This window comes from Sulfobacillus thermosulfidooxidans DSM 9293 (assembly GCF_900176145.1).
Taxonomy (GTDB): domain Bacteria; phylum Bacillota; class Sulfobacillia; order Sulfobacillales; family Sulfobacillaceae; genus Sulfobacillus; species Sulfobacillus thermosulfidooxidans.
Genome location: NZ_FWWY01000001.1, coordinates 335,754 through 360,668, shown reverse-complemented (window position 1 = coordinate 360,668; position 24,915 = coordinate 335,754). Strand labels below are relative to the sequence as shown.

Below are 24,915 nucleotides of genomic sequence, written 5' to 3'. Positions count from 1 at the left end.
CACATGTTTGTGCACAGGAGGTGATTGCCACTTGCGGCGTTTTGCATTCATTTTGCATCCCTTGCGCTTTGATGATTTTGCAAGAAAGTATCCGTTTACACGATACTTGCCACCCAAACTTGTGGAATCGGTTTTTAAACATATTGATCCCGTTTTGACGGGCCATGTGACGGGCGTTCATTCCCCAACAGGAGAAGAGTTGGAGGGATGGCTGATTGGTCTGCCTCTCACTCCGCAATTGATATTAAATTCGCCTTACGAATGGGTTCTGACAAAACTCGAAAAAGCGGGAAAAATGGCGGAAGATCTCGGAGCCGAAATCTTGGGACTGGGGGCGTTCACCAAAATTGCGGGGGACCGCGGTGTCACTCTCTCGCAGCGCCTAAATATTCCGGTAACCACGGGAAATTCCTATACGACGGCAACGGCTATCGAGGGTACGCTGGCAGCGGCCCGGCGAATGGATATGGATTTAGCTACAGCTCACGTAACGGTGCTCGGGGCTACGGGGTCGATTGGAAGAGCGACATGTTTTGTCTTGGCCCCATCCATCCACCACTTGCGTTTAGTAGCCCGGCATGCCGATCAACTTGACTTGTTGAAGGCCCGTCTCACGCATCAATTTCCTCATCTATCAGTGGATATTTCTACCGATGCGCGGTCGGCTGTGCGCGATGCTGATATTGTGATCGCAGTGTCCTCAGCTCCTGGTGCCATTATCGAACCGGAGGACTTGAAACCCGGGGCGGTCATTACGGATGTGGCCCGGCCGCGCAATATTTCGGCGGTCGTGACTCAGAAACGGCATGATGTGCTGGTCTTAGATGGGGGCGTGATTGAGGTGCCCGGTGAGCGGGCTGATATGGGGTTCAACTTTGGATTTCCGCCGAAAATGGTCGAGGCTTGCATGGCGGAAACGATGATCCTCGCGTTGTCCAACCGTTTAGAGAATTTCACCCTGGGACCAGAAATTGAGATTTCCAAAGTATCGGAAATTCACCAGTTGGGACGGCAGCATGGCTTCAAACTGGCCGGATTTAGACGTTTTGAGCGGGCTATCGATGACCGGGAGATTGAGCGCATACGGGAACATGTCCGTCATCCAAAGCCCCATGGGATTTCACATAGTGTGACATAATCATCGTGGGATCGCTCTTGGAACATGAGGAGATTGCCCAGGGTCTTCACAGGACTGCACCTAAAGTGCAGTCCTGTTTCGATCAAAGACTTGATCCATGACAGAAACCAGATACCGTGTTGTTTATCATCATTTATTATCAGACTTAGATAAACTGACATAGCAACGAAGACAAAAGCAAATAAAGGAAAAGAAGGGAAAAAGATGAAAACTTATCAGATCAAGACACGTGATGGCCGTGTTCTTCACGTGGTGGAAGCGGGCGATCCCAAGGGTCCGGCTGTTATTGTGCATCATGGGACACCTGGCGCGGGGATCTTGTATGGGCCTCATATAGCGGATGCTCTTGATCGTCATATCCGCCTTCTAAGTTATAGTCGCCCCGGTTATGGCGGTTCCACCCGTCATGAGGGTCGGAATGTGGCCGACGCTGCACGGGATGTTGAAGATATTTTAAATGCCTTAAACATCGAACGCTGCGCAACTTGGGGAATATCTGGCGGAGGTCCCCATGCCCTGGCGTGTGCCGCCTTACTACCCTCTCGCGTGGTGGCCGCTTGTGCCCTAGCGAGTGTCGCGCCGTATGGGGCTCAAGACCTCGATTTTCTTGCTGGGATGGGAGAAGACAATATCGAAGAATTTTCGGCGGCTCTTCAAGGGCCGGATGCCATTCGGGCCGATTTGACTCAGCGAGCACAAGCGCTGACTCATTTGGATTTGCCGACACTTTTGGAGAGTATGCGGTCATTACTCAGTTTTGTGGATCAAAGGACGTTGACAGGCGATTTCGGGGCATATTTACTGGAATCCTTTAGTACGGTAAAAACTTACGGGATTGAGGGGTGGCTCGATGATGATTTGGCGTTTGTAAAACCGTGGGGTTTTGACGTGTCGGCGATTTCGATTCCGGTGCAGATATGGCAAGGGGAACAAGACCGGTTTGTTCCCTTCTCCCATGGTCAGTGGCTACGCCAACATATTATTTCAGCCGAATCTCATTTGAATGCAGACGATGGGCATTTGACATTACTCGCTTACCGGGTTCCTCTCGTACATGAGTGGTTACGCCATCATTTTTAATAGATTGGCAAAGACAAAGAGGCTAGTTATGGCTAGCCTCTTTGTGATTTGTCGTCTTAAGATTTTTTGGGTGTGGCCAAAGCTTGTCCAAAGCCTTCCAAGAAACCTAGTAAGGCTCTGAGCCCGCGGGCAATATCAGGATTTTTCAACGAACCCAATAACTGAAAAATACTCATGCCTTCGTGACTGTCCGTGGCCGGTAAGGAGCCCATATGCGTTAGGCCCTGCCCAAGAGCCTCAATGGCGTTATGAAACGCATTTTGAGGAATGTTACCTAACAGTGCCGCGATCTGTTCACCATTATTAATCGCCTTTTTCACGCTGTCTTGGTTTAATTCCTCCATGAGGATGTGAAGAACCGAATTCTTTTGCTCTAGAAGCCCGGTCAAAAACGGCAATACTCCGGCATCTTGTGCAGCCCGGGCGAAGCGCAGAAGCGCCTCGGCCGTTTCTTTGTCATTGATGAGTTGCGCTTTGAGTTCATCCCATTGTTCGTCTAAAGAGGGATGCTTTCGCACAATGTTAGTGGTGGGCTGAGCCATGGTCATCCTCCTCTAGCGGTTGATTTTTTCCAGCTGGGGTCGTGACTAATGGAATGTAGTCGCGCCGACGCCATTTTTTCTCGACTTGGACACCAAGTTGGGGATGACGTTTATGGAATCGCCAGTTATAGCGCGGTAACGGCGACTTGTTGGGAGCCTCTTCATCAAGGATTTCCATATAGGCCACCGTCTCTTTATAGGCGGGGGTATCCGTACGGGTATCGATTCCCGTGCCCGTGATGTTATTAATGGCACCCTCGCCACGGGAATTCATGGGTAAATAGAGTTCGTGTCCGCTTACCCTGTCCGTGATGAGCACCGGTACCTTCACCGAACCCGTTGGTGAGACAAGACGCACCATCATCCCATCTTTGAGGTTGCGTTCCATAGCTAGTTCTTTGGAGACTTCGACAAACACTTCGGGGACAAGATGTTCGATTCCTCGCACTCTATAGGTCATGTTACCTTCGTGGAAGTGTTCGAGAAGTTGCCCGTTATTGATATGCAGGTCGAATTTTTCGGCTTCTTGACTGGGACCGACGAAAGACATCGGCGTTAGCTGCGCTTTCCCGCCTGGTTTGTGGAATCGATCGATATAAAGAAGCGGCGAATCGGTTCCATCGGGAGCTACCGGCCACTGGAGTGTGTGATAGCCTTCTAGGCGATCATAGCGAACACCAGCCAAAAGCGGGGTTAACTGGGCAACCTCATCCATGATTTCACTTGGGTGGCGATAAACAGGCCAATTGGCACCGAGATGTTGGGCGACCTCTTGCAAAATAATCCAGTCGGGTTTCGTGCCCTTCAGTGGTTCCATCGCTTGATAAAATCGTTGAATCCGCCGTTCGGTGTTGACAAAAGTTCCTTCTTTTTCCAAGGAAGGAGAAGCCGGTAAAATCACATCCGCATATTGCGCGGTTTTAGTCATAAAGATTTCTTGAACAACCATAAACTCTAACTGGCTGAAGGCATCGCGGACCTGATTGGCATCGGCATCAACCAACGCAGTATCTTCTCCTACCACGTACAGCATTTTGATGCGTCCTTTAAGAATTTCACCCGTGAGTTCTTGGTTGTTTACGCCCATATTTTTGGGAATTTCTGTACCCCAGACTTTTTTAAAGCGAGCGCGCACTTCGTCATCTGAGGGATCTTGATAACCCGGTAAGAAATGTGGTTTCGCTCCGAAATCTGAAGCCCCTTGCACATTGTTGTGCCCCCGCAAGGGATAGCCGCCCGTACCAGGGCGTCCAAAATTACCCGTGAGCAAGAGGAGGTTGGAAATGGCGAGAGACGTTTCTGAGCCATCTCGTTGCTGAGTGACACCCATGGCCCACAGAATAGACATGGCATGAGCCTCATGAATCATTTCGGCCACTTTGACCGTGGTTTCTTTGGGAATGCCAGTCATTTGAGCGGTATATTCGAGCGTGTAGGGTGCGAGTGATTCGATATAGTCATCGACACCATCAACCCGTTCGGTCAAGAATTTCCGGTCAATCCAGCCTTGATCGACCAGATATTTCGATAATCCCAAAATCCAAATGCCGTCGGTTCCGGGCTTGGGTTTGACCCACACATCGGCTCGTTCAGCCATCTCATGTTTACGAATGTCGACCACAACCAATTTGGTTCCTTTGAGCTTATGGGCTCGTTTAACACGCGTGGCCCAAACGGGATGGGATTCCGCGGTGTTGGAGCCAATGGTCATGATCAAATCAGCTTTCTCCATGTCGTGGATGGATCCACTGTCACCGCCGTATCCCACGGTGGTCCGTAAGCCGTAGGTGGCCGGATCCTGACAATATGTTGAATCGTTATCGACGTTATTGGTACCAATCACATTGCGTGCCAGTTTCTGCAACAAATACGCCTCTTCATTAGATGCTTTGGAGGAGGCGATAAACATAAATGCATCGGGTCCATACTGCTGTTTAATGGCCGTCATTTTCTCGGCAATGAGTTGGTAGGCTTCTTCCCAGCTGGCTTCATAAAACTTGTCGCCGCGCCGGATGAGGGGCGAGGTTAAACGATCCGGACTATTGACAAATTCCCAGCCAAATTTGCCTTTGACACAGGTGGAAATCCCGTTAGTGGGTGCTTCATACGTCGGTTCGACTTTGAGAATTTGACGGTCTTTAGTCCAGATGTCAAATGAGCAACCGACACCACAGTATGTGCAAACGGTTTTGGTTCGTTTAATCCGACTTTGACGCATGGTGGACTCGATATCGGACAGTTTGAATACCGGGGGTAAACTGGGTTCAATATCTTCAACAAACTCGATCATCGGCTTTAACGTGTCAGCCGGTATATTGGTGAGATAACCGGCCTCACCCAACATGCTTTTTTCCATCAAGGCATTGCAGGGACAGACACTCACACAATGTCCACAGGAGACGCAAGAAGACTCACCGATATCGACCCCGCCATCCCATACCACGCGCGGACGTTCAAGACTCCAGTCTATGGAAAGGGTTTCGTTGACTTCTAAATCCTGACACGCCTCAACGCAGCGACCGCACAAAATACATTGGTTGACATCATAGCGGTAAAAAGGATTGGTATCATCAATCGGTTTATAGGGTTTGGGTTCAAAGGGATATTTTTGGTGGCTGATTCCAATCATTTCGGTGGTATTATGTACCACACAGTTGCCGTTGTTGTTATCACAGACTGTGCAATAAAGCTGGTGGTTATGGAGAATCCGGTTCATGGCTTCCACCCGGGCGTCTTTGGCATTGCCCGAAGTCGTGTTTACAACCATATTCGGGGCGATGCGGGTCGCACACGCGCGTAATAAGCCGCCTTCAGTTTCCACAATACAGGTGTCGCAGGTTTGAATCGGTCCGAGATTGGGATGGTAACAAATATGCGGCAAATCCATCCCGTTTTGCAACATCACTTCCAAAATGGTCTGGCCTTTTTGACCAGACAAACGCTGGCCGTCGACAATAATTTCCCAACCAGGTTGACTCACAAGGCATGCCTCCTTAATCGATGAATAATGATGACGCGGTGGATAAGGCTAAGATGCAATTTGTGATCTAGATCCACCAATGCTGGGTCAAAGCGACATCCATGACGACGCCGTAAGTGAGGTACATGAGCCAAATTGCGGTGATAAACTGGACAAAGCCAATGGCGCGGACGCCAGCAGTCCAGCTCGCGAGCCGGGTGGGAATTTCTAAGAGGTAAATCAAGGCTAAGAGAGCAAATAAAATGGTGACTGGCACATCGCCCGCTTGATGAAAGACGAGGACGCCCAGAATAGAGATGGCCAAAAAGGCCAGAGCCATGTAGCCATCCACTTCATCGTTAGCTCCAATATAACGCCGCCATCCGATCGCAAACCAGTGGACGCCATAACTGGTAAAGGCCACAGCGGCCATGTATAACGGGGCTTGATGGGTATAGACCCCAAACCAGCTGAGACCGACCATCAGGTAGACGCCGGTAATAAATTGCATGAATCCGCCCATCCAAATGCCCCAAATCGATAGAGCGCGACTGACTTCGGGGGAGGTTTTGGGGGTTCCAAAGAGGGCTTGTCCACCCCAAACGAAATAGCATGTTCCTAAACCAAAAAATCCAATCGCAATCGGCACAAAGGGCGATTGCACAAAACCTGTTGCTAACACAATATTCGCCTCCTGGCAATTGAGCAGTAACTAGGTGGTAAGGGGCGAATCATTCAGGATTGGCTCCTTCGATCTGGTATTATAGACCACTCATTTTGATAACACAAATTGTCAGTATACTGAAACTTTTATGCCATTCCTGGTCTCGTTCCCCTCCCACAGGATGGACCACAAAGCGTGGAACTATACCTAAAATAGGAAGACAGACAAAAGATTTAAGAACCATTGGCCTAGTCGTAGTGTGTCGCATCATGATGGTAAACGAGACATATAGGGGGGATGGATGTAATCATCAACAAATCTCCTGAATAGGCATTGATTAAGAAAAAGACAACGCGGTTATCCGCGTTGTCCTAGTTGATGGCTGTCAATGAGTTTTTAGTAGACGGTGAGATATTGATCGATTTCCCAGTCATGAACTTGCTGACGGTAAATTTCCCATTCAATGCGTTTGGCTTCAAGAAACCGGGAAAAAATGTGCTCACCCAGGGCTTCGCGCATGACATTGTCTTTCTCAAAATAATCCAAAGCCTCGGCGAGATCTTCTGGGAGATTCTCGATACCATATTCGCGGCGTTCATGTTCGTGCATCCGGTAAATGTTACGGCTGACAGGAGCTGGAGCATCGAGCTTGCGTTTGATGCCATCTAATCCAGCCTTAATGGTCACAGCTAAAGCCAAATACGGGTTACAAGATGGGTCAGGGGAGCGCAGTTCAATGCGTGTGGCTTCCCCTCGTGCTTGGGGAACGCGAATCATGGGACTGCGATTGCCCATTGACCAGGCGATATAGACCGGAGCTTCGTAGCCAGGAACCAGGCGTTTATAGCTATTAATCAAGGGGTTGGTGATGGCGGTAAAAGCCTTGGCATGTTCAATTAAGCCTGCAATGTATCGGAGACCAATTTTGCTAATCCCATCAGGGTGTTTCGGATCTTGAAAGGCATTGACTCCATCTTTGAACAGGGCTTGATGCAAATGAAGTCCAGACCCATTGACTCCCTGCAGCGGCTTGGGCATGAAAGTCGCATGAAAATTGCGCTGGAGGGCGACGGTGCGCGCGACGAAGCGAAAGGTCACGATATTGTCGGCTGTTCGTAACGCATCGGCGTAGCGTAGATCAATTTCATGCTGGCCTGGGGAGACTTCGTGGTGCGTCGCTTCAATACCAATGCCCATTTGTTCTAAGGTTAATACGATTTCCCGGCGGACATCTTCTCCTAAATCGACAGGAGATAAATCGAAATATCCCGCCTGGTCGACTGTCCGGTTAGTCGCTTTGCCGTCTTTGTCGCGTTCAAATAAAAAGAATTCGGGTTCAGGTCCCACGGTAATGTCATAACCCAGCTCATGGGCTTCGCGTAAAACCCGTTTCAACGTGGTCCGGGGGTCTCCGGCAAAGGGACTACCGTCGGGATGTTTGATATCACACATGAGACGGGCTGTCATCCCCTCAGGAGGACTCCAGGGAAAAATGGCAAAGGTGTCCGGATCGGGATCAAGATACATATCAGATTCTTCAATCCGTACAAAACCTTCTATCGATGACCCATCAAACATAATTTGGCCATCTAAAGCCGCTTCAAGGGATTGTAAAGGGATGGCCACATTTTTGACCACGCCTAAAATATCGGTAAATTGCAGACGGATAAATTTGACATTGAGAGCTTTTGCTTTTTCTAAGACATCGGTCTTTGTCAGTCCCATAAATCCTCCCAGTTCTTGCCATGACATTCTAGGGTTTTGTTCGCATAGCATTTCCCTATTGAGCATACGCTACGCCCAGTCTCTCAGTAAGGAGTGAGCTTGTGGACGAGCTATTTATTTTATTATATCGAACTGCAATCCTTTGGCTTGTAGCTTTATTGGTATTTCGCATGATGGGCAAAAGAACCCTGGCCAAAATGGGTCCCTTTGACTTTGCTGTGATCATTATGATCGGCGAAGCCGTTGCTATAGGCATGGAAGATAGCAAGACACCACTGATTAATGCGATTGGCATTACCGTGTTGTTGGGGCTCTTGCAGTATTTATTAACGTGGTTAAATGTGCGTTTCCGTTGGTTGGAGAAAATGACGCAAGGGACATCCACCAGGCTGATTCATAATGGTCATATCGACCAGCACATGCTGAAAAAAGAACGGGTCTCCAATGCCGATTTGTTTATGGAATTGCGTAAAAATGACGTGCCGTTGAAAGATGTGTCCGAGGCCCGCCTGGAGCCAACGGGTGACATTTCGGTGAAGAAAAAAACCTCACAATCGTCGTCGAAATCCTCTAAAGGGAAGTCTGGTTCCCAAAATTAGAGGATTCGACGAAAGTCTGTTACTTGGCGAGCGCGGCGGTAAGAGACTCCACAAACTGGTCAATTTCTTCTTCCGTGTTGTAAAAATGCGGCGAAATGCGAAGTAATCCTGGGCGTTCATCGATGATGACGTGCTGTTTGACCAATTCCTGCACGACTTCGTGAGCTCTGGGTGTCTCAAAGAGGACCATACCGCCCCGCTTCTCATCATCAATGGGACTATGCAGGCTAAGGGGCAAGTGAGCGGTTTGTTGGAGTAGACGTCGCGACAGCATGAGATGTCTTTGACGAATTGTCTCAAGTCCTACCTGGTTGATAATTTCAAGGCCACCTTGAGCCTGGTATAGGGCTTGGACGGGGGGTGTACCGAATTCTAGCTGGGTGGCGTCATCTGCAGGTTCCCAGCTGGTATTGTGGAAGGCAAAGGGTTCTTTCGAACCGAGCCAACTGGCAACAGTGGGGGGGAACTCTCGGCGAATATGTTCAGGAGTCCACAAAAACGCGGTGCCAGGTCCCCCAAGAAGCCATTTCAATACGCCACCGACATAAAAGTCCACGTGGCTTTGATGCAATTGTAAGGGAAAGGTACCGACTGCATGGTACCCATCAATAGCAATGAGAGCTCCCTGGTCATGGGCAATTTGTGCTAACGCTTCTATGTCTTGGATGGCTGATGTTAAATAGAAAACATGGCCCGTAGCCACTAAAGCGGTGCGCGAATCGATAGCTTTAGCCCAGTCGTCCAGATCAATACTGAGGCCGTCTCGACTTTTGACAACGACAACTTCTACCCCTAAGGGCTTTTTCACGAGCCATTGATACACGGTGGTGGGAAAATCGAGTTCACTGACAACCACTTTGGGACGTTTGGGGAACAGGGGAGCGACCATGGACGCGACCATGGTTAGTGCCGTTGACACGTTGGGCGAGAGCGCAATATCACGAGAAGATGCTGAGAGAATGGGGCTCAACAAATCTTTAATGCGTTGCAACTGGGGAAACCATTCTTTCCAGGCTTCGGTCCCCCCCTCATTCCATAAATCCAAAAAATGCTGAATGTACTGGGTCGAACGTTTGGGAAGTGATCCCAGTGAACAATTATTTAAATATAATTGGTGATGTAAAAGAGGAAATTCTTCACGAATTGCCTGAATCTCTTGATCTGTCATATCTTGTGGATGGCCTCCTTATGTCACACTGCCCGTGATTATGGTAGCGTATTTTGTCTAAGAGCGGATATGAAATATTGTTGAATAATAATGCAAACGAATGTATAATCATTCTCGAGGTGACACCATGCGCGCTGTGGTCGTAGGAGCAACGGGATATGCTGGTCAAGAGGTCGTGAAAATCCTGGCCCGCCATCCCGAATTTGAGATTGTGGCACTCACATCCAGTCGGCAACAACAAGAGCCCGTCTCTGACATTTTTCCATATTTATCACGGGGACCGTCTGTGTTTGTCGATCCCAAAGACCTCAGTGATATGGAATTTGACTGGGTCTTTAGTTGTCAGGGACCGAAGCAAGCGACACCCTATTTTTTTGAGTGGATTGAACGAGGGGCGAAAATTGTCGACTTGTCGGCTGATTTTCGTTTTCAAGATATTAAAGTGTATGAACAAGCTTATGGTTCGCATCCGGCACCGGAATTATTAGCCCTAGCTAAAGCCGGATATGCCGATGATCCCACCATGGATTATGACAATGCTATGCGGATTTTAGGAAATCCGGGGTGTTATCCCACGGCATTTTATGCGGCTGTTGCTCCGTTAATCGCTCAGGGACAATCCCTGCCTTTAGTGATTGTCGACGGGAAATCTGGGGTGAGCGGCGCGGGACGAGCACCCCGGGAGCATTTAATGATGGCTGAAATGGTAGAAAATGTTACCCCGTATAATGATCCTGGCAAACACCGGCATACCTTTGAAATGGAAGCGGTGACAGGCCAGACGGTCGTCTTTCAGCCCCATTTAATGCCCATGGCTCGTGGAATGGAGTTAACGATCTACATTCCCAACAGTTCCTTGTCAGCAAACAGCGTGGTGGAATTATGGCAAGATTATTATGACGGTAATGCGTTTATCACTGTCCTCTCGCCGGGTCAGAAGCCCCAAACCCGCCGTGTGCGGGATACCAACCGGATCGAACTGGGAGTCTCAGCCGACGAACGCTCAGGCACATTGGTTTTATATTCAGCCTTGGACAATTTACAAAAAGGGGCAGCCGGTCAGGCGGTACAACATGTCAATCGATGGATGAATTGGCCCATGGAATTAGGTTTGGAGTGACAAAGATGATAAGAAATATCATAGAACCCGCCTTGGCCCATATGACCTGGAAAGTGGGCAACGTGACGACCCCCTTGGGATTTAAGGCGTTTGGTACGGCTTCAGGGATTCTAAAGGGACGTCCGGATATGGCCCTAATCTGGTCTGTCAAACCGGCTGTGGTTTCTGGGCTGTTTACGACGAATACGGCTAAGGCATGGCCTGTATTACTCACCCAAAAAACGGTGTACCACGGATTGTGTCAAGCCGTCATTATTAATGCGGGCAATGCCAACGCGGCGACGGGTCCCCAAGGAGAAAAAGACGCCGCTCTGATGCAGGAACGTACGGCTAGGGGTCTCAATATACCCCCCTCCTTTGTCGCGGTCGCATCCACGGGCGTCATTGGAGTGCCTCTTCCCATGGACAAGATTGACCAGGGCATTCATCAGTTGCTGGAACAGTGGGAACAGCACCGGGACTGTGATGGCAAAGCCGCCAGCGAAGCGATTTTGACGACGGACCAGGTTCCTAAAGTCTTAGCCGCCGAAGTCACTCTGCCCGAAGGCACAGTGCATATGGGGTTGATGGCCAAGGGATCAGGTATGATTCATCCGAATATGGCCACCATGTTAGCGTTTGTTACGACGGATGCCGTGATTGACAAAGAGCTTCAAGACCATCTTTTGCGTCAGGCTGTGGACCGAAGTTTTCACCGGATTTCCGTGGATGGCGATCCCTCGACTAACGATATGGTATTAATGATGGCTAATGGGTTTAGCCGGGTGGCTATTGAAACTCCGGAGTCGATTAAGCTCTTTCAATCGGCTTTGACCCATTTATTGCGACAAGGCGCCCGCATGATTGCAGATGATGGTGAAGGAGCAACTCATCTTATCACTTGTCATGTCAAAGGGGCCCCATCAGAAGAAGATGCGGCCCAAAAAGCCCGTGTGGTGGTGCGTTCTAACTTGGTTAAGGCGGCCATTTACGGGCAAGACCCTAATTGGGGAAGAATTTTAGCAGCCATCGGGACGACCCCTGGCGCCTTTGATCCCGATCAGGTTGCCATTCGCATGGGCCGCCTAACATTATTTGACCACGGTCTGCCCACCTCTTTTGATGAGAATGAAGCCAAAGACATTATGGGCCAACATGAAGTGGTGATTGAGGTAGATCTACACAACGGATCCTATGAGGCAGAAGCTTGGGGTTGTGACTTGACCGAGCGTTATGTGGAAATCAATGCCCATTACCGCACGTAATGTCATGATAGGAGAGGCAAAAATTTTATGCGTGTTGTGATCAAAGTGGGAGGAAGCGTCTTAAGTGATGGGCCGGGTGGTTCACCATGGATGAGGGAAGTTCAAACTTTTGTGGCCGAAGGTCATCAGCTGGCTATTGTCCATGGAGGGGGACCCGCAATTTCCGAAAGCTTAAGACAAACTCAAACCCCGATTCAGTTTTATCAAGGGCAACGGGTCACGACCCCTGAAGTTTTAGGGCATGTCATAAGGATTTTACGAGGAGAAATGAACGCTCTATTAGTTCATGCCTTAAATCGCCAAGGGATAACGGCCATCGGACTTTCTGGAATGGACGGCGCTTTCATGGTCGCGAGGCATTTGCCGCCTAAAGAGCTTGGCTATGTGGGATATATTAGCGATGTCAAAGCCGATTTGTTAGATCAGTTATGGACTTTAGGATTTGTGCCGGTGATTGCGCCGTTGGCGCCCAATGAAGACCATACGGAAATTTTAAATTGTAACGGGGATGGTGTCGCCGAGGCTGTGGCCCGTCACATCCAAGCGGATTTGCTGGTGTTTTATACCGATCGCGGCGGACTGAGGACAAGTCCCGACCCGGATGCCAGGATTGTGGCGCATCTGACTCAGGATGAAATTGGCACGTGGATTGACCAGGGGAAAGCGACTGAGGGGATGATTCCCAAATTGCAAGCCGCGCAAAGAGCTTTGCAAGGAGGCGTCAAGCAGGTATTGATTGGGGCGTTTTACGATGAGAGCGAGGGGACGACACACATCGTCTAGCCCCGGGGTGGTATGAGTTGATGGTGGCACGAACAATGACGAAAGGGGCAAGACAAAGACAATGGCAATGACGGAAAATCATCTCATGGCCGTGTATGCACGCTATCCTGTGACATTAAGTCATGGTCAAGGTGCTGAAGTGTGGGACATTCAAGGCAAGCACTACTGGGATTTCTTGGCGGGGATTGGCGTGAATGCCTTAGGCTATCACCATGAACGTGTTGTTAAGGCCTTAAATCAAGCCGTAAGCCTTACCCACACCTCAAACTTGTTTTGGCATCAGCCCGGGATTGACTTAAGCAATAAAATGGCAGAGATTACTCACGGGTATTGGTCGTTATGGGCCAATAGCGGAACGGAAGCTAATGAAGCTGGGATTAAACTCATGCGCCGCTATGGGAAGACGGTGGGCCGTTCGGCCATTCTCAGTTTAAGTGGAGGATTTCATGGGCGGACGATGGGATCGCTGTCCGCCACATTTGTCCCCGCCTATCAAGACCCCTTTACGCCTTTAGTGCCGGAATTTTATGAAGTCGAGGCAGGAAATCTGTCCGCATTAGAAGAAGCACTAGACCGGTTTAAACCTTGTGGGTTGATTGTCGAAGCGATTCAAGGCGAAGGAGGAGTTATTCCGCTCCCTCCCGGATATTTATCAGCTGCCGCCAAACTAGCTCAGGATGCCGGCACTCTTTTGATGGTCGATGAAGTGCAGACGGGCATGGGACGAACCGGGGATTGGTTTGGGTTTCAGCACGAAGGCATTAAGCCGGATATTATTACGGTGGCCAAGGGGATTGGTGCGGGGATTTCCATAGGCGGCATGTTAGCCAAAAAAGAGGTGGCCCGCTATTTCCAGCCCGGGGATCATGGGACCACGTTTGGGGGCAATCCTTTAGCCGCGACCGTAGCCTTAGAAGTTCTAGACTGGTTACAAAGCGAAGGACTCGAGCATGTCCGTCAGATGGCTCCCAAAATGGAAGCTAAGCTGGTAGCTTTGCAAGACGCCTTCCCAGAGATTGTTAGCGGATATCGGGGACGAGGACTCATGTGGGGACTGGTCGTCAAGGTGCCCGCCAAGACTTTGGTATTGGATGCGCTAGACAACGGATTGATCTTAAATGCCCCGAAGCCGGATGTGATTCGCATGTTGCCGCCGCTTATTATCGATGATCGGGCATTGGACGCATTTTTTGAGATTATGACTCAGGTTTTCTCATCATATATCACATCACAACGTGAAGGAGCGTAACGAAGATGGTTGACGGGATTCATCCTGGTGATACGGTGGTTTTAGCCTATTCTGGAGGATTAGATACCTCCATTATTATTCCCTGGCTTAAAGAAAACTATGGAGTCGAGGTGGTCGCTTTCTGTGCGGATTTAGGCCAAGGAGACGATTTAGATAAAGTACGGGACAAAGCGTTTGCCTCGGGCGCTAAAGCGGTCGTGATTAAAGATTTGCGTCAAGAATTTTTAACGGACTATGCCTTTCCGATGTTGAAATCCCAGGCTATTTACGAAAATGTCTATTTGCTCGGCACGGCTATTGCCCGGCCGTTAATTGCTAAGCACCTTGTTGAAGTGGCCAGGGAATATCACGCCACCGCGGTCGCTCATGGGGCCACGGGAAAGGGTAACGACCAGGTCCGCTTTGAATTGGGAGTAATGGCCTGGGCACCGGATTTGAAAGTGATTGCGCCCTGGCGGGAATGGAATATTACCGGGCGGAATGAGGCGATGGCCTACGCCAAGGAGCATAATATTCCGGTATCGGCGACGCCTTCGAGTCCCTACTCCCGTGATCAAAATCTCTGGCATATTAGCCATGAAGGGGGGGTGCTGGAAGATCCCAGCGTGAAAACTCCGCCGGATGTTTATACCTGGACCACTGATCCGCTGGAGGCTCCAAATACCCCACAGTGGGTGCGGGTTGGCTTTGACAAAGGCGTTCCGGTGGCCATTAATGGGGAGGAACGAGAACCCATCGATTTGATGCAGACCCTCAACCAGCTCGGCGCTCAGCACGGGATAGGGCGGGTAACCATGGTCGAAAACCGTCTCGTGGGAATGAAATCCCGAGGAGTCTATGAAACGCCTGGAGGAACAATTCTGTATGCGGCGCATCACGGTTTAACCTCTTTAACGTGGGATCGTGAAACGCAAGCCTTTGCTCAAACGGTCGCACTTCGCATGGCCCGGTTGATTTATGATGGCCTGTGGTTTTCGGCATTGCGGGAATCTTTAATGGCATTTGTCAATACAGCGAATGAGGTCGTAACTGGCGAGGTAGATGTCATGCTCTATAAAGGTTCCGCCACCGTCCATGCGATGACCTCGCCTTTCTCGTTGTATTCAGCAGATTTGGCGACCTTTGATGGAGGTCAATACAATCACCACGATGCGGAAGGGTTTATTCACCTCTTTGGTCTTCCCTTGGCAGTGCGGCAGCGTCTTCTGCAACAACGAGGTGATGCCTAATGGATATGGCTCGAAGTCCCAGACTTCAGGCTCAGCTCGATCAACAAGCGGCTCATTTTACGGCATCGGTTTTTTTTGATTGGCGGTTACTTCCTTACGATGTGAGGGGATCCATTGCCCATGTGACGATGCTGGCGGAACAACAGATTGTGACACCAGAAGCGGCTGAGAAAATTATTGCGGGGCTCGAACAAATCCGTCAGGAATGGGAATCGGGTCAACTGACTCCCCGTCTTGAATGGGAAGATGTGCATATGAACGTCGAAGGACGTTTGGCCGAGATTATTGGTCCTGTGAGTGGGATGCTCCATACGGCCAGGAGCCGCAATGACCAAGTGGCTTTGGACATGCACTTGTATATGTTAGATGTCGGCGAACAATTGAAGTGGGGATTGCTTGATGTCATTCATGCTCTCCTCGAGCGGGCTTCTGCCGATTTCGATGTCATTATTCCCGGTTATACGCACATGCAAGCTGCTCAGCCTGTCCTGTTGTCCCATCATTGGTTGGCGTATAAGAGTATGTTTATTCGGGATTTTGAGCGTTTAAGCCAATGGCGGGAGCGGACCAATTATTCACCTCTTGGGGCCGGAGCCTTAAGTGGGACACCCTATCCGACAAATCCTGGCCGAACGGCTGAATTGTTAGGTCTTGGCCACGTGTATGACAATTCGATTGACGCCGTTTCAGACCGCGATTTTCTTCTTGAGTTTTTGTCTTGGGCTTCTTTGACGATGGTGCATATGAGCCGACTAGCGGAAGAACTGGTATTGTGGTCTAGTCAAGAATTTGGTTATGTGCGCATTTCGGATGCTTACTCAACGGGTTCCTCCATTATGCCGCAAAAAAGGAATCCTGATGTTGCAGAATTAACCCGGGGAAAGGCAGGGCGTGTGATTGGCCGCTTGCAAGGGCTACTGACCACCATGAAAGGCCTGCCTTTGGCCTATGATTCCGATATGCAAGAAGACAAAGAAGCGGTCTTTGATGTGGTCGATACCATGAACAGCGTGCTGATAGTCGTCTCTGGGATGTTAAGAACATTGACGGTCAATCGCGATCGCATCGCCAAACGCCTCGGCAACGATTTTACGGCGGCGACAGATCTCGCGGATATGCTGGTCAAGTCGGGAATGACCTTCCGCGAAGCGCATCATTTGGTTGGTCATGTCGTCAGTGCCCTAGAATCTGTTGGCAAGGGATTTCAAGATGTGGATGCGAATTGGCTGAAAACCGTTGCCCCCCAAATTAATCCCGAATGGTTGAAGCAACTTAGTCCGGAAAATCTGGTGGAAAAGCGCCAACAGCCAATGGGAACAGCACCTAAGCGGGTTAAGGAGCACATTGTGGCAACCCAAAAGTGGCTCGCGGATCAGGGCTACCGGTTTTCCTCGTAACCTCTGTAAAATTTTTTGGCATGTGCTCACAAGGGTTCCTGGGATGTGGCCACCGATCTGGTTATCCCGGGAACCTTTAGCTTTTAACCGGAATTTTCCCTGAGACTGTCAGATAGCGTGGGATAGTCAAAAGAAGAAATCCCACATAGACGGCCATTTGTAATCCGGTGGGGGACTGGGCATATCCTATGAAAGTATGGAGAATATCTCCCAAGACGCTGGATTCACTGAGAATATGACCTGTGTTCCATAAAATCCAGTGTCCACCCGGTAACCAATGAAGAGTTTGAAAGTCTTCGACCCCGTCCGCAAGCAATGCCGAGGCAAAAATCAATAGTAGCGTACCAAATACGTTAAAAAAGGATTTCAATGGCAATTTACGACCTAAATGGTAAATCACGTAACTAGCATAAAGGCCCGTGCCAAGGCCGAGCAAGGCTCCCCATATTATGGCGCCCGACGTGGTCTGGAAGCTTATAGCCAGGATAAAAATGGTTGTCTCGAGCCCTTCACGGCCGACAGTGACACCGGCTAACAACCCCAGAGCCCATCCTTTTGAATCGTTTAAGGATTTTTCGATATTTTCTTGGAGGTCGTGCTTGAGATGAGGACTGTGATTTTTCATCCAAAAGCTCATGGCGGTGAGTAATATCGCGGCAAAAACATAAGTGATGGCTTCAAGCACCGTTTGTAAGGATGTCCCGGTATAAGCATGAATCGTGAACCAAATGACCATACCTAATATGCCATCGACCGTTAAAGCCATGAGAATACCCATCCAAACTTGCCCATAAAGATTGCGGGAAGCCTGGGTCTGTTTTAAATAACTAAAGATGATGGCCACGATAAGACTCGCTTCAAGAGATTCCCGGGCAAAAATCACGGCAGTGGCAAGCACTTGTCATTCCTCCATTTTTCCCGAAGTGGGATAGTACTGTCTTTAGCCAATCGAGAAAAATTATGCGTTATATATAATGATAATTATTATCAATTAAAAAGAGAAGCCCGAATAGATGACCTATTCGGGTGTTTGAGCTATAAACCGAGCCACGCAATGAGGGCCAGTGAGGTCCCCACACCGAGTGCCACACTGGTTCCCAAAATGTAGCGTTTGGGAGAAAAGCCTAAGATACGTAGAGAATTGGCCAAGACAAACGCGGAGGAAAGCAGCATCGCCACCGCCGCAATGAAAGGACCGGTATATCCTAAGGCGGCAGCCGGTAAAGCCAGAGCGTTGTAGAACAAAGCCCATAATAGATTTTGCTTAATAATCCGTGTGACTTGTTTGCTAGTGGTTAATGTGTCAACCAGACTCATCAAATTGGGACGGGTCAACGTTAAGTGTCCCGCTTCAATCGCGATATCTGACCCTGTGCCCATTGCGATACCCAGGTGAGCTTTGACGAGCGCCGGTGCATCATTAATTCCGTCTCCGACAAACGCCACATGATGCCCTTGTGATTCTAATTCTTCGACCAAGGTTGCCTTGTCAATAGGTTTTTGCCGCGCATAATAACGGGTAATACCCAATTTTTGTGCCATCACGCGTGCGGCTTCTTCTGAGTCACCCGTGGCCATGATCACTTGAATGCCTTGGTGTGCCAAGGACGAAACGGCTTCTTTGGCGTGGGCCCGAGGCTGATCTTCCACACTGAAAAGGGCTTGAATGGCTTCATCCACAACCACTTTGGCAATGGTCCGTCCTTCTTCTTGCCACTCATTCAATTTTTCTTTCATCTCCGAAGAGAGGTCTTCGGTGCCATCTAGTTGTCCAATGTGAACGTCATGACCAGCCACTTGTCCTTTGATACCCCAGCCGGGTTCTTCGGTGAATTGTTCTATCGGTAAATAGGTGATGTGTTGTTGTTCCATGTATTTTATCACTGCGGCCGCAATGGGGTGTTCCGATGCCAGCTCCAATGACCCGACCAGCTGCATGATTTCGGGATTCATGGGCCAAAACTCCGTTAAGGTCATTTGTCCCGTGGTTAAGGTTCCAGTTTTGTCCATAATGACCGTATCCACATCGCTGGCGCGCTCTAAAGCATCATCACTACGTAACAACATGCCGTAGCCGCCTAATCTTTGGGCGCCGGCTAGTACGGCTAACGGTGTGGCCACGCTTAAGGCACAAGGACAGGCAATAACAAACACGGCAATCATGTTCAAAAGCGCTGGCGCCGTGCCGGCTTTGGCAACCAAATCCCAATAGACAAAGGTAAGCAGTCCAAATACTAAAACCGAAGGCACAAAAATGCGTAACACGCGGTCGGCTAATTTCCGCCATTGTCCTTGCGCACCTTGAGCCGCTTTAACGAAACGGGACGTTTGTGCCAAAATGGTGTCATCTGCCACCCTAAGAGCCTTAATGACAAGACGACCCGTGGAATTAACGGTACCGGCATAAACAATATCTCCGACTTTTTTGTCTACGGGGACGGCTTCTCCGGTTAAGAACGCTTCATTGATGGCGGAATGTCCCTCAATCACCGTCCCATCGACCGGAACCTTTTCCCCAGGGCGCACAACAATTTGATCGTCGACGTGGACCTGGGAAATATCGGTTTGAATTTCTTGTCCGTCTCTTAACACCCAAGCGGATTTGACACTCAGCCGTGAAAGCATACGGACAACCCCGGCAGCCCGGTTGCGTGTGCCCACTTCCAAGTTTCGGCTTAACAGCAAAAAGGTGATAAACATGGTGGCGGTATCAAAATAGAGATATTTGCCGCCACTGAAGATGGTATAGATACTGTAACCATAGGCGGAAAGGCTCCCGATGGATATCAACAAATCCATTGTTGGCACACCGTGACGCAAAGAGGACCAGGCTCCCCTAAGAAATGGCCATCCGCTAAAGAAGACGGTAGGAGTCGCTAAAGCCCATAATCCGTATTCCAGGCTTTCGCGCAAGGTAGGGGGAAATTGGGGCAAGTAGCCCGACCATACCGGTACACTAAACATCATCACAAAAATCGTTAACACCACAGAAATACCAAATCGGCGCAGGAGGACTAAATCGCGGTCGAATTCCAACTCTTCGTCAGATGTTTCCCGCTCTTTGGCATCATAGCCGAGCTTGATAATGGCTTGTTCTAATTCGTGCGACGAGGTGGTGGAGGCATCCATAGCCACTTGTGCAGTGCTGGTGGCGAAATCAATTTGAGCGCCCAGTACCCCAGGCATACGGGTTAGCACTTGTTCCACCAAAATACTACAGGACGCACACCACATGCCATCAATATCAATAGTGACCGTCTTGGGATCGGCGTTCAGCGGCAATACGGGAGTGGGGGTCGTGATGCTTTCACGCAAATTTTCCCAGTTTACCCCAGGACGGCTCTTTAATTCTTTAATTTCTTCGTCGCCCATTAGCCGCCATAATTCCCGGCAGCCGTGACAACAAAAAATGTGTCCATCACCTGGCACTTCTGTGACAACAGGTTGCTCACATAAATAACAGGTTAAAACAGCCATGGATTAACCTCCGGTATCCAACCATTTACCGCTAAACCGCGGAGCATAAAGATAATGCCGCTAAGAGCAATTAAGCCCGCAGCAATATAAGAGAACTTGCGTCCTTGCAGTCTTTTTGACCCGTACCAACCCGCAATGGCCACGCTTAACAATGCCGGACTGGTGCCAATGCCAAATACCAGCAGAATGAGCGCTCCGGACAGTGGGGACGCGGTGGCGGCGGCTGATAAGAGCATAGCAAAAATTAAACCGCAGGGATGAATGCCGAGAATTAATCCGGCAATGAAAGCGGCACGGGGGCTGCGAATTGTCATCAGTTTTCGAAACGTCTTTTTGATTGGACCCCACTGAAGTAAGGACCATTTTTCCATAAAACCGCCGCCGTGTCCGGTCTTCAGTTCATCAAGGGCCCACAGAATCATCATTCCGCCACCTAAAATCCCGGCGGCAGCATCAAGTCCGGTAGCATGGCCGGCGGTATTGACAAAGTGGCCAAGCGCTCCAAAAATGGCTCCCATAATCGTAAAGGACAAAATTCTTCCTAAATTATGGGCTAAATGGCTTTGAATGACATATTTGGGGGGATGCACGGCTTGCGCCGACTGATTACGATAGGACATACTAAATGCCAAAACAAACGGACCACACATGCCCGTGCAGTGAAGAAACCCTTGCAAGAGTCCGACACCTAAAGCCCACAGCAATAACGCTCCCATAATGAATTATCTCGCCTCTTTTCGGTAAACAGGCTCTGATCCCGCGCCATTTGTGGACCAGAATATTCCCTCAATCCAACACCAACCATCAACACCAACCATGTCCAGCTAAAACGCTGCCGATAATCATGAGAGCCATTGCCGGAGTTACGAGAAGTCCAAGCCACGACTGCCGATCCAAAATAATGTACCAGGATGCGCCAGCAATCGCCCCCATAAGATACAGAATTAAATCCACTTCAACAAGCAACGGCGTATGCTGGTCGATAAAAACATTGAGGGCCGGAATAATCCAGAGAAAATCTACCGCCATCCCTAATAAAATAAATGCTATGGATAGAGCTTTGATGCGGCGGTAACGGATTTCATCAGGCGTATCGGGCATTAGGGCTTTGATCGCGCTTGTTGACCACTTTAGAACCCATGGTCCAAGGGCCAAACCGCCCAATAGTCCTGTCATCAAAATCGCCGTGTATTGTAAAGTGTGATTATCGACGCAGCCTTTGCTGTCGGCGATGTAACTCAGATATTGAATGTGATAGGACACCGCACCAGCATACCCGAGCAATGAAATAACTAGCGCGACATAACGCCATCCTTTGTTGCGAATGGTGCGAACCATGCCCTGATGCGGCATGTTTTGATCGGTTGACGGTCCCATATTAATTGCTGACATTAACGGTAAATGACTCCTTCATGGTTTTGCCTTGTGACATGATATCAGTCGTAATTTTCCACGGGCCAGCCATTAAGAAAACGCTTTGACCACTATAATGTCCAGAACCATCGTTTTTCAAGGTCATGGTTTGGGGCGGCATATCCATATCCGTCATTGTTAAATGCATCACAACTTTGGCCTGGCTTAAGGGCTGTCCACTAGCTGTTACCAGGTTAACCTTCGCATAAAATGGTTTTAATGCGACGGGAGGTGATGGCTGGTACGTCAATGTCATTTTCACACGCGATGGTGCGATGACAGCCGTTTCTTTTCCGATTGATGTGGTACTTGCCGTCGCAGTTTGACCACATCCTGTTATTGACATCGATAATAGTGCTGCGAAAAAGCTTCCCCAAATCATTTTTGATGTGTTGTTCCACACTGCCGTACCGGCCATCTCCTTCTGATCTAGATAAATGACACTAGGTAAAAAAGACCCCAAACTTCTTTCGTTATTATAACGCAAGTCGTTCGGATGGCGGTTATCAGCTTATGTGGTAAATGGTTCACCGAGTGGCGGGGAATGGTTATTCAAAAGCCATGAAGCCGATTGCTTTTGTCTTTTCTCTAAAGAAGAGTCTGGTATGCTTAATAAGAGGAAGTGACACGTCATGATTTCGGCCTTTTGGTCGCGTCTTGTACTGAAAGATGCTGTCATCATCGTAGTATGACTGTGTCGATAAATCCCACAAAACAATTGATAACCTCGATAACAAAGGAGAGATGGATCCTGAGCGAGCGGATTGGCTTTATTGGACTCGGCATTATGGGCCAAAAAATGGCGCGGAATTTACTGCGTCATCAACCGATTAATGTTTATAACCGGACGAAAGACCGGGCTGCCATGCTTATTCAGGGAGGAGCAACGTGGTACGATAGCCCCAGCACTTTGGCCCAAGCTAGCCAGATCATTTTTATCATGGTCACCGATGATCAAGCGTTACGCGAGGTGGTATTAGGCGATGAGGGCGTATTAGCAGGCATTCAGCCCGGAACTTTGGTCGTCGATCACTCCACAGTATCTCCTCAGGTGACTCAAGAATTGGCAGAACGGGTGCGCCAACGCGGAGGATCTTGGGCAGACGCACCCGTCACGGGGGGCGATATTGGGGCTGATCAGGCGACCCTAACCATTATGGTAGGAGCAGACGCAAGGGATTTTCAACGAGTTGAACCTTATTTGCAGCAAATGGGCAAACGGATATTACATGTGGGAGCGGTCGGTCAGGGTCAAACCCTGAAACTGGTATCGAACATGGTGTCGGCATTAAACTTGATGGCGGCAGCGGAAGGGTTACAATTTGGATTGCATCAAGGTCTTGATTTAAAGGATATGGAGACCGTGATGAGTTTTGGCTCAGCACAAAGTTATGAGCTGAGCAAAATCTTGGATCGCTTAAAGCGTGATGACTTTACCCCGGGATTTTCTGTAGCTAATCGCTTAAAGGATTTACGACTGGCCATCGAAATGGCTCAACAAAATCAGTTCTCGGCTGACTTAGGACGATGTGCCTTGCCTCTTTATCAAAAACATGCCGAGACGGGACACATGGATTTGGATGAATCCAGTTATGTTAAGCGCTGGGATGATTAGGGGAGAGAATTGTTGACGCAGGCCTTATTATTTGATTTAGACGGCACCATTTTGGACACGACGGAGTTGATAGTGCAGAGTTTTCTCTACACCTTTGATCAAGGGCTCGGGGAGCGGGTCACCCGCGAAGAGGTGTTAGTGCATTTTGGAAAATCTTTGGATGATCAATTCCGGATTATGCGTCCTCATCTTTCGGTAGAAGACATCACACGCTTGGTTAGTCTATACCGAACCCACAACCACAGGCATCATGACCAGATGGTGTCCTTGATTCCTGGGGCGAATGAGGTACTGCGACAATTGCACCAGAGTCCGCTCTCTTTGGCCGTCGTGACGTCTAAACGGCTCGACATGACGCAACATGGTCTGAGATTATTTGGCTTAGAAGAAATATTTCAGACGATTATTCATCATGACTCAACGCGTCATCATAAACCGCATCCTGAACCCATCTTACGGGCACTTGACGAACTTTGTGTGTCCGCTGAAGAGGCTTGGTATATTGGCGATAGTCCCTATGATATGATGGCAGCCAAACAAGCCGGGTGCCGTGCCATTGGCTTTTGTTATAACACCTTTACGCCACAACAACTCAAGGAAGCGGGCGCCGATTCTCTTGTCTATTCGTGGTCTGAACTTTATGCTTTGTGGCAGAAGAGTTTTTCCGGACAATAACCCACTTTCGGGAATTGCCCACAACTTAGGTTGTCTCACACCTAGTCTGATAAGGTGATTGCTGATTACTAATGAGACAAATCATAAGACAGAAAGGGGACATATGATTATGAGCCTTGACGGGGCGGAGTTAACATGGTTAGGACACGCATCCTTTGTGCTCAAGTCACCAGGTGGACGCTATATCGTTTTTGATCCGTGGTTGGAAGGCAATCCCAAGTGCCCACAAGAATTCTATAACTGGGATAAAGCCGATTATATTCTTCTTACGCATGGACATTTTGACCATATGGGCAGTGCAGAAATGTTGGCCAAGAAAACGGGAGCGACGGTCATCAGTAATTTTGAAATTGCTACATACTTGGCGTCTTTAGGTGTCGCTAATACGATTGGCATGAACAAGGGAGGCACCTTGGAATTTGGTGACATTAAAATCACCATGGTTTATGCCGACCACAGTTCAGGCATTAGTACCGACGCGGGGATTATCTATGGCGGCGAAGCGGCGGGTTTTGTTGTGACCTTGGAAAATGGATTGAGCATTTATCATGCGGGCGATACCAATGTGTTTGGTGACATGACCTTAATTAAAACCCTGTATGCTCCTGACGTGGCGTTATTACCCATTGGCGGACACTACACCATGAGCCCCAAAGAAGCAGCCTATGCGGTTGAGCTGTTAGAACCTAAAGTCGTAATCCCGATGCATTATGGAACCTTTGATGCGCTTAAGGGAAGTCCTAATGCGTTAAAGGATTTACTGGCCGACAAGCCAGTGACCCTCGAAGTTTTACAACCCGGCCAACAATACCGGTAACATCATCAAAAGGAGGCCCGG

General features: G+C 49.2%; 22 protein-coding genes. 12 read left to right on the top strand and 10 right to left on the bottom strand.

Annotated features, from left to right (window positions below):
- Positions 1–31: 31 nt before the first annotated feature.
- Together B8987_RS01970 and B8987_RS01965 are read left to right on the top strand one after the other, a co-directional pair.
- Positions 32–1,138, top strand: a complete 1,107-nt coding sequence (locus tag B8987_RS01970; protein WP_020376263.1) for an NAD(P)H-binding protein — start codon at positions 32–34, stop codon at positions 1,136–1,138.
- Positions 1,139–1,342: 204 nt separating this feature from the next.
- Positions 1,343–2,218 (top strand): alpha/beta fold hydrolase, encoded by an 876-nt coding sequence (locus B8987_RS01965; RefSeq protein ID WP_020376262.1) that lies wholly within the window; start codon positions 1,343–1,345, stop codon positions 2,216–2,218.
- Between the two features lie 56 nt (positions 2,219–2,274).
- Here the strand turns inward: B8987_RS01965 and B8987_RS01960 are convergent, their stop codons facing one another.
- The 4 genes from B8987_RS01960 to glnA form a co-directional block, all read right to left on the bottom strand.
- Positions 2,275–2,760, bottom strand: a complete 486-nt coding sequence (locus tag B8987_RS01960; protein ID WP_020376261.1) for a helical membrane plugin domain-containing protein — start codon at positions 2,758–2,760, stop codon at positions 2,275–2,277.
- Complete coding sequence (gene fdhF / locus B8987_RS01955; RefSeq protein ID WP_020376260.1) at positions 2,741–5,740, bottom strand: formate dehydrogenase subunit alpha; 3,000 nt, start codon at positions 5,738–5,740, stop codon at positions 2,741–2,743. Before fdhF ends, B8987_RS01960 begins: the two co-directional genes overlap by 20 nt.
- Before the next feature lie 67 nt (positions 5,741–5,807).
- Positions 5,808–6,401, bottom strand: coding sequence for a hypothetical protein (locus B8987_RS01950; protein ID WP_020376259.1), 594 nt, complete (start codon positions 6,399–6,401; stop codon positions 5,808–5,810).
- A gap of 378 nt (positions 6,402–6,779) precedes the next feature.
- A complete protein-coding gene (gene glnA, locus B8987_RS01945; protein ID WP_020376258.1) occupies positions 6,780–8,108 on the bottom strand; it encodes a type I glutamate--ammonia ligase in 1,329 nt (442 codons plus the stop codon).
- Positions 8,109–8,209: 101 nt separating this feature from the next.
- Between glnA and B8987_RS01940 the strand changes: the two genes are divergently transcribed.
- Positions 8,210–8,707, top strand: a complete 498-nt coding sequence (locus tag B8987_RS01940) for a DUF421 domain-containing protein (protein ID WP_020376257.1) — start codon at positions 8,210–8,212, stop codon at positions 8,705–8,707.
- Between the two features lie 19 nt (positions 8,708–8,726).
- Here the strand turns inward: B8987_RS01940 and B8987_RS01935 are convergent, their stop codons facing one another.
- The gene (locus tag B8987_RS01935) at positions 8,727–9,875 is read right to left on the bottom strand and encodes an aminotransferase class V-fold PLP-dependent enzyme (protein ID WP_020376256.1); all 1,149 of its coding nucleotides are present in this window, start codon (positions 9,873–9,875) and stop codon (positions 8,727–8,729) included.
- A gap of 127 nt (positions 9,876–10,002) precedes the next feature.
- Between B8987_RS01935 and argC the strand changes: the two genes are divergently transcribed.
- The 6 genes from argC to argH all read left to right on the top strand — a co-directional run bounded on the left by argC (position 10,003) and on the right by argH (position 16,897).
- The gene (gene argC, locus B8987_RS01930; RefSeq protein WP_020376255.1) at positions 10,003–10,995 is read left to right on the top strand and encodes an N-acetyl-gamma-glutamyl-phosphate reductase; all 993 of its coding nucleotides are present in this window, start codon (positions 10,003–10,005) and stop codon (positions 10,993–10,995) included.
- A gap of 5 nt (positions 10,996–11,000) precedes the next feature.
- Positions 11,001–12,239, top strand: a complete 1,239-nt coding sequence (argJ, locus tag B8987_RS01925; protein ID WP_020376254.1) for a bifunctional glutamate N-acetyltransferase/amino-acid acetyltransferase ArgJ — start codon at positions 11,001–11,003, stop codon at positions 12,237–12,239.
- Between the two features lie 27 nt (positions 12,240–12,266).
- Entirely contained in the window at positions 12,267–13,022 is a 756-nt protein-coding gene (gene argB / locus B8987_RS01920; protein ID WP_020376253.1) for an acetylglutamate kinase, read from the top strand.
- Positions 13,023–13,083: 61 nt separating this feature from the next.
- Positions 13,084–14,271 (top strand): aspartate aminotransferase family protein, encoded by a 1,188-nt coding sequence (locus B8987_RS01915; protein WP_020376252.1) that lies wholly within the window; start codon positions 13,084–13,086, stop codon positions 14,269–14,271.
- A gap of 5 nt (positions 14,272–14,276) precedes the next feature.
- The gene (locus B8987_RS01910) at positions 14,277–15,500 is read left to right on the top strand and encodes an argininosuccinate synthase (RefSeq protein ID WP_020376251.1); all 1,224 of its coding nucleotides are present in this window, start codon (positions 14,277–14,279) and stop codon (positions 15,498–15,500) included.
- Positions 15,500–16,897 (top strand): argininosuccinate lyase, encoded by a 1,398-nt coding sequence (argH, locus tag B8987_RS01905; RefSeq protein ID WP_242823893.1) that lies wholly within the window; start codon positions 15,500–15,502, stop codon positions 16,895–16,897. The genes B8987_RS01910 and argH overlap by 1 nt, the downstream gene beginning before the upstream one ends.
- 76 nt (positions 16,898–16,973) lie before the next feature.
- On the opposite strand, the gene B8987_RS01900 is transcribed toward argH, so the two are convergent.
- The 5 genes from B8987_RS01900 to B8987_RS01880 all read right to left on the bottom strand — a co-directional run bounded on the left by B8987_RS01900 (position 16,974) and on the right by B8987_RS01880 (position 22,205).
- Positions 16,974–17,795, bottom strand: coding sequence for an FTR1 family iron permease (locus tag B8987_RS01900; protein ID WP_020376248.1), 822 nt, complete (start codon positions 17,793–17,795; stop codon positions 16,974–16,976).
- 137 nt (positions 17,796–17,932) lie between these two features.
- The gene (locus B8987_RS01895; protein WP_020376247.1) at positions 17,933–20,374 is read right to left on the bottom strand and encodes a heavy metal translocating P-type ATPase; all 2,442 of its coding nucleotides are present in this window, start codon (positions 20,372–20,374) and stop codon (positions 17,933–17,935) included.
- Entirely contained in the window at positions 20,362–21,090 is a 729-nt protein-coding gene (locus tag B8987_RS01890) for a sulfite exporter TauE/SafE family protein (RefSeq protein WP_020376246.1), read from the bottom strand. Before B8987_RS01890 ends, B8987_RS01895 begins: the two co-directional genes overlap by 13 nt.
- Before the next feature lie 88 nt (positions 21,091–21,178).
- A complete protein-coding gene (locus B8987_RS01885) occupies positions 21,179–21,766 on the bottom strand; it encodes a hypothetical protein (RefSeq protein WP_020376245.1) in 588 nt (195 codons plus the stop codon).
- A complete protein-coding gene (locus B8987_RS01880) occupies positions 21,753–22,205 on the bottom strand; it encodes a FixH family protein (RefSeq protein ID WP_020376244.1) in 453 nt (150 codons plus the stop codon). The genes B8987_RS01885 and B8987_RS01880 overlap by 14 nt, the downstream gene beginning before the upstream one ends.
- A gap of 270 nt (positions 22,206–22,475) precedes the next feature.
- Between B8987_RS01880 and B8987_RS01875 the strand changes: the two genes are divergently transcribed.
- The 3 genes from B8987_RS01875 to B8987_RS01865 all read left to right on the top strand — a co-directional run bounded on the left by B8987_RS01875 (position 22,476) and on the right by B8987_RS01865 (position 24,894).
- Complete coding sequence (locus B8987_RS01875) at positions 22,476–23,402, top strand: NAD(P)-dependent oxidoreductase (RefSeq protein WP_020376243.1); 927 nt, start codon at positions 22,476–22,478, stop codon at positions 23,400–23,402.
- Positions 23,403–23,414: 12 nt separating this feature from the next.
- Entirely contained in the window at positions 23,415–24,077 is a 663-nt protein-coding gene (locus tag B8987_RS01870; protein ID WP_020376242.1) for an HAD family hydrolase, read from the top strand.
- A gap of 109 nt (positions 24,078–24,186) precedes the next feature.
- Complete coding sequence (locus B8987_RS01865) at positions 24,187–24,894, top strand: metal-dependent hydrolase (protein WP_020376241.1); 708 nt, start codon at positions 24,187–24,189, stop codon at positions 24,892–24,894.
- Positions 24,895–24,915 lie beyond the last annotated feature (21 nt).

What these genes read in the sequence shown, in the direction of transcription:
- B8987_RS01965 (WP_020376262.1), top strand. Translation starts at nt 1,343, where the DNA reads ATGAAAACTTATCAGATCAAGACACGTGATGGCCGTGTTCTTCACGTG.
- B8987_RS01960 (WP_020376261.1), bottom strand. Translation starts at nt 2,760, where the DNA reads ATGGCTCAGCCCACCACTAACATTGTGCGAAAGCATCCCTCTTTAGAC.
- glnA (WP_020376258.1), bottom strand. Translation starts at nt 8,108, where the DNA reads ATGGGACTGACAAAGACCGATGTCTTAGAAAAAGCAAAAGCTCTCAAT.
- B8987_RS01935 (WP_020376256.1), bottom strand. Translation starts at nt 9,875, where the DNA reads ATGACAGATCAAGAGATTCAGGCAATTCGTGAAGAATTTCCTCTTTTA.
- argC (WP_020376255.1), top strand. Translation starts at nt 10,003, where the DNA reads ATGCGCGCTGTGGTCGTAGGAGCAACGGGATATGCTGGTCAAGAGGTC.
- argJ (WP_020376254.1), top strand. Translation starts at nt 11,001, where the DNA reads ATGATAAGAAATATCATAGAACCCGCCTTGGCCCATATGACCTGGAAA.
- argB (WP_020376253.1), top strand. Translation starts at nt 12,267, where the DNA reads ATGCGTGTTGTGATCAAAGTGGGAGGAAGCGTCTTAAGTGATGGGCCG.
- B8987_RS01915 (WP_020376252.1), top strand. Translation starts at nt 13,084, where the DNA reads ATGGCAATGACGGAAAATCATCTCATGGCCGTGTATGCACGCTATCCT.
- B8987_RS01910 (WP_020376251.1), top strand. Translation starts at nt 14,277, where the DNA reads ATGGTTGACGGGATTCATCCTGGTGATACGGTGGTTTTAGCCTATTCT.
- argH (WP_242823893.1), top strand. Translation starts at nt 15,500, where the DNA reads ATGGATATGGCTCGAAGTCCCAGACTTCAGGCTCAGCTCGATCAACAA.
- B8987_RS01895 (WP_020376247.1), bottom strand. Translation starts at nt 20,374, where the DNA reads ATGGCTGTTTTAACCTGTTATTTATGTGAGCAACCTGTTGTCACAGAA.
- B8987_RS01890 (WP_020376246.1), bottom strand. Translation starts at nt 21,090, where the DNA reads ATGGGAGCGTTATTGCTGTGGGCTTTAGGTGTCGGACTCTTGCAAGGG.
- B8987_RS01885 (WP_020376245.1), bottom strand. Translation starts at nt 21,766, where the DNA reads ATGTCAGCAATTAATATGGGACCGTCAACCGATCAAAACATGCCGCAT.
- B8987_RS01880 (WP_020376244.1), bottom strand. Translation starts at nt 22,205, where the DNA reads ATGGCCGGTACGGCAGTGTGGAACAACACATCAAAAATGATTTGGGGA.
- B8987_RS01875 (WP_020376243.1), top strand. Translation starts at nt 22,476, where the DNA reads ATGACTGTGTCGATAAATCCCACAAAACAATTGATAACCTCGATAACA.
- B8987_RS01865 (WP_020376241.1), top strand. Translation starts at nt 24,187, where the DNA reads ATGAGCCTTGACGGGGCGGAGTTAACATGGTTAGGACACGCATCCTTT.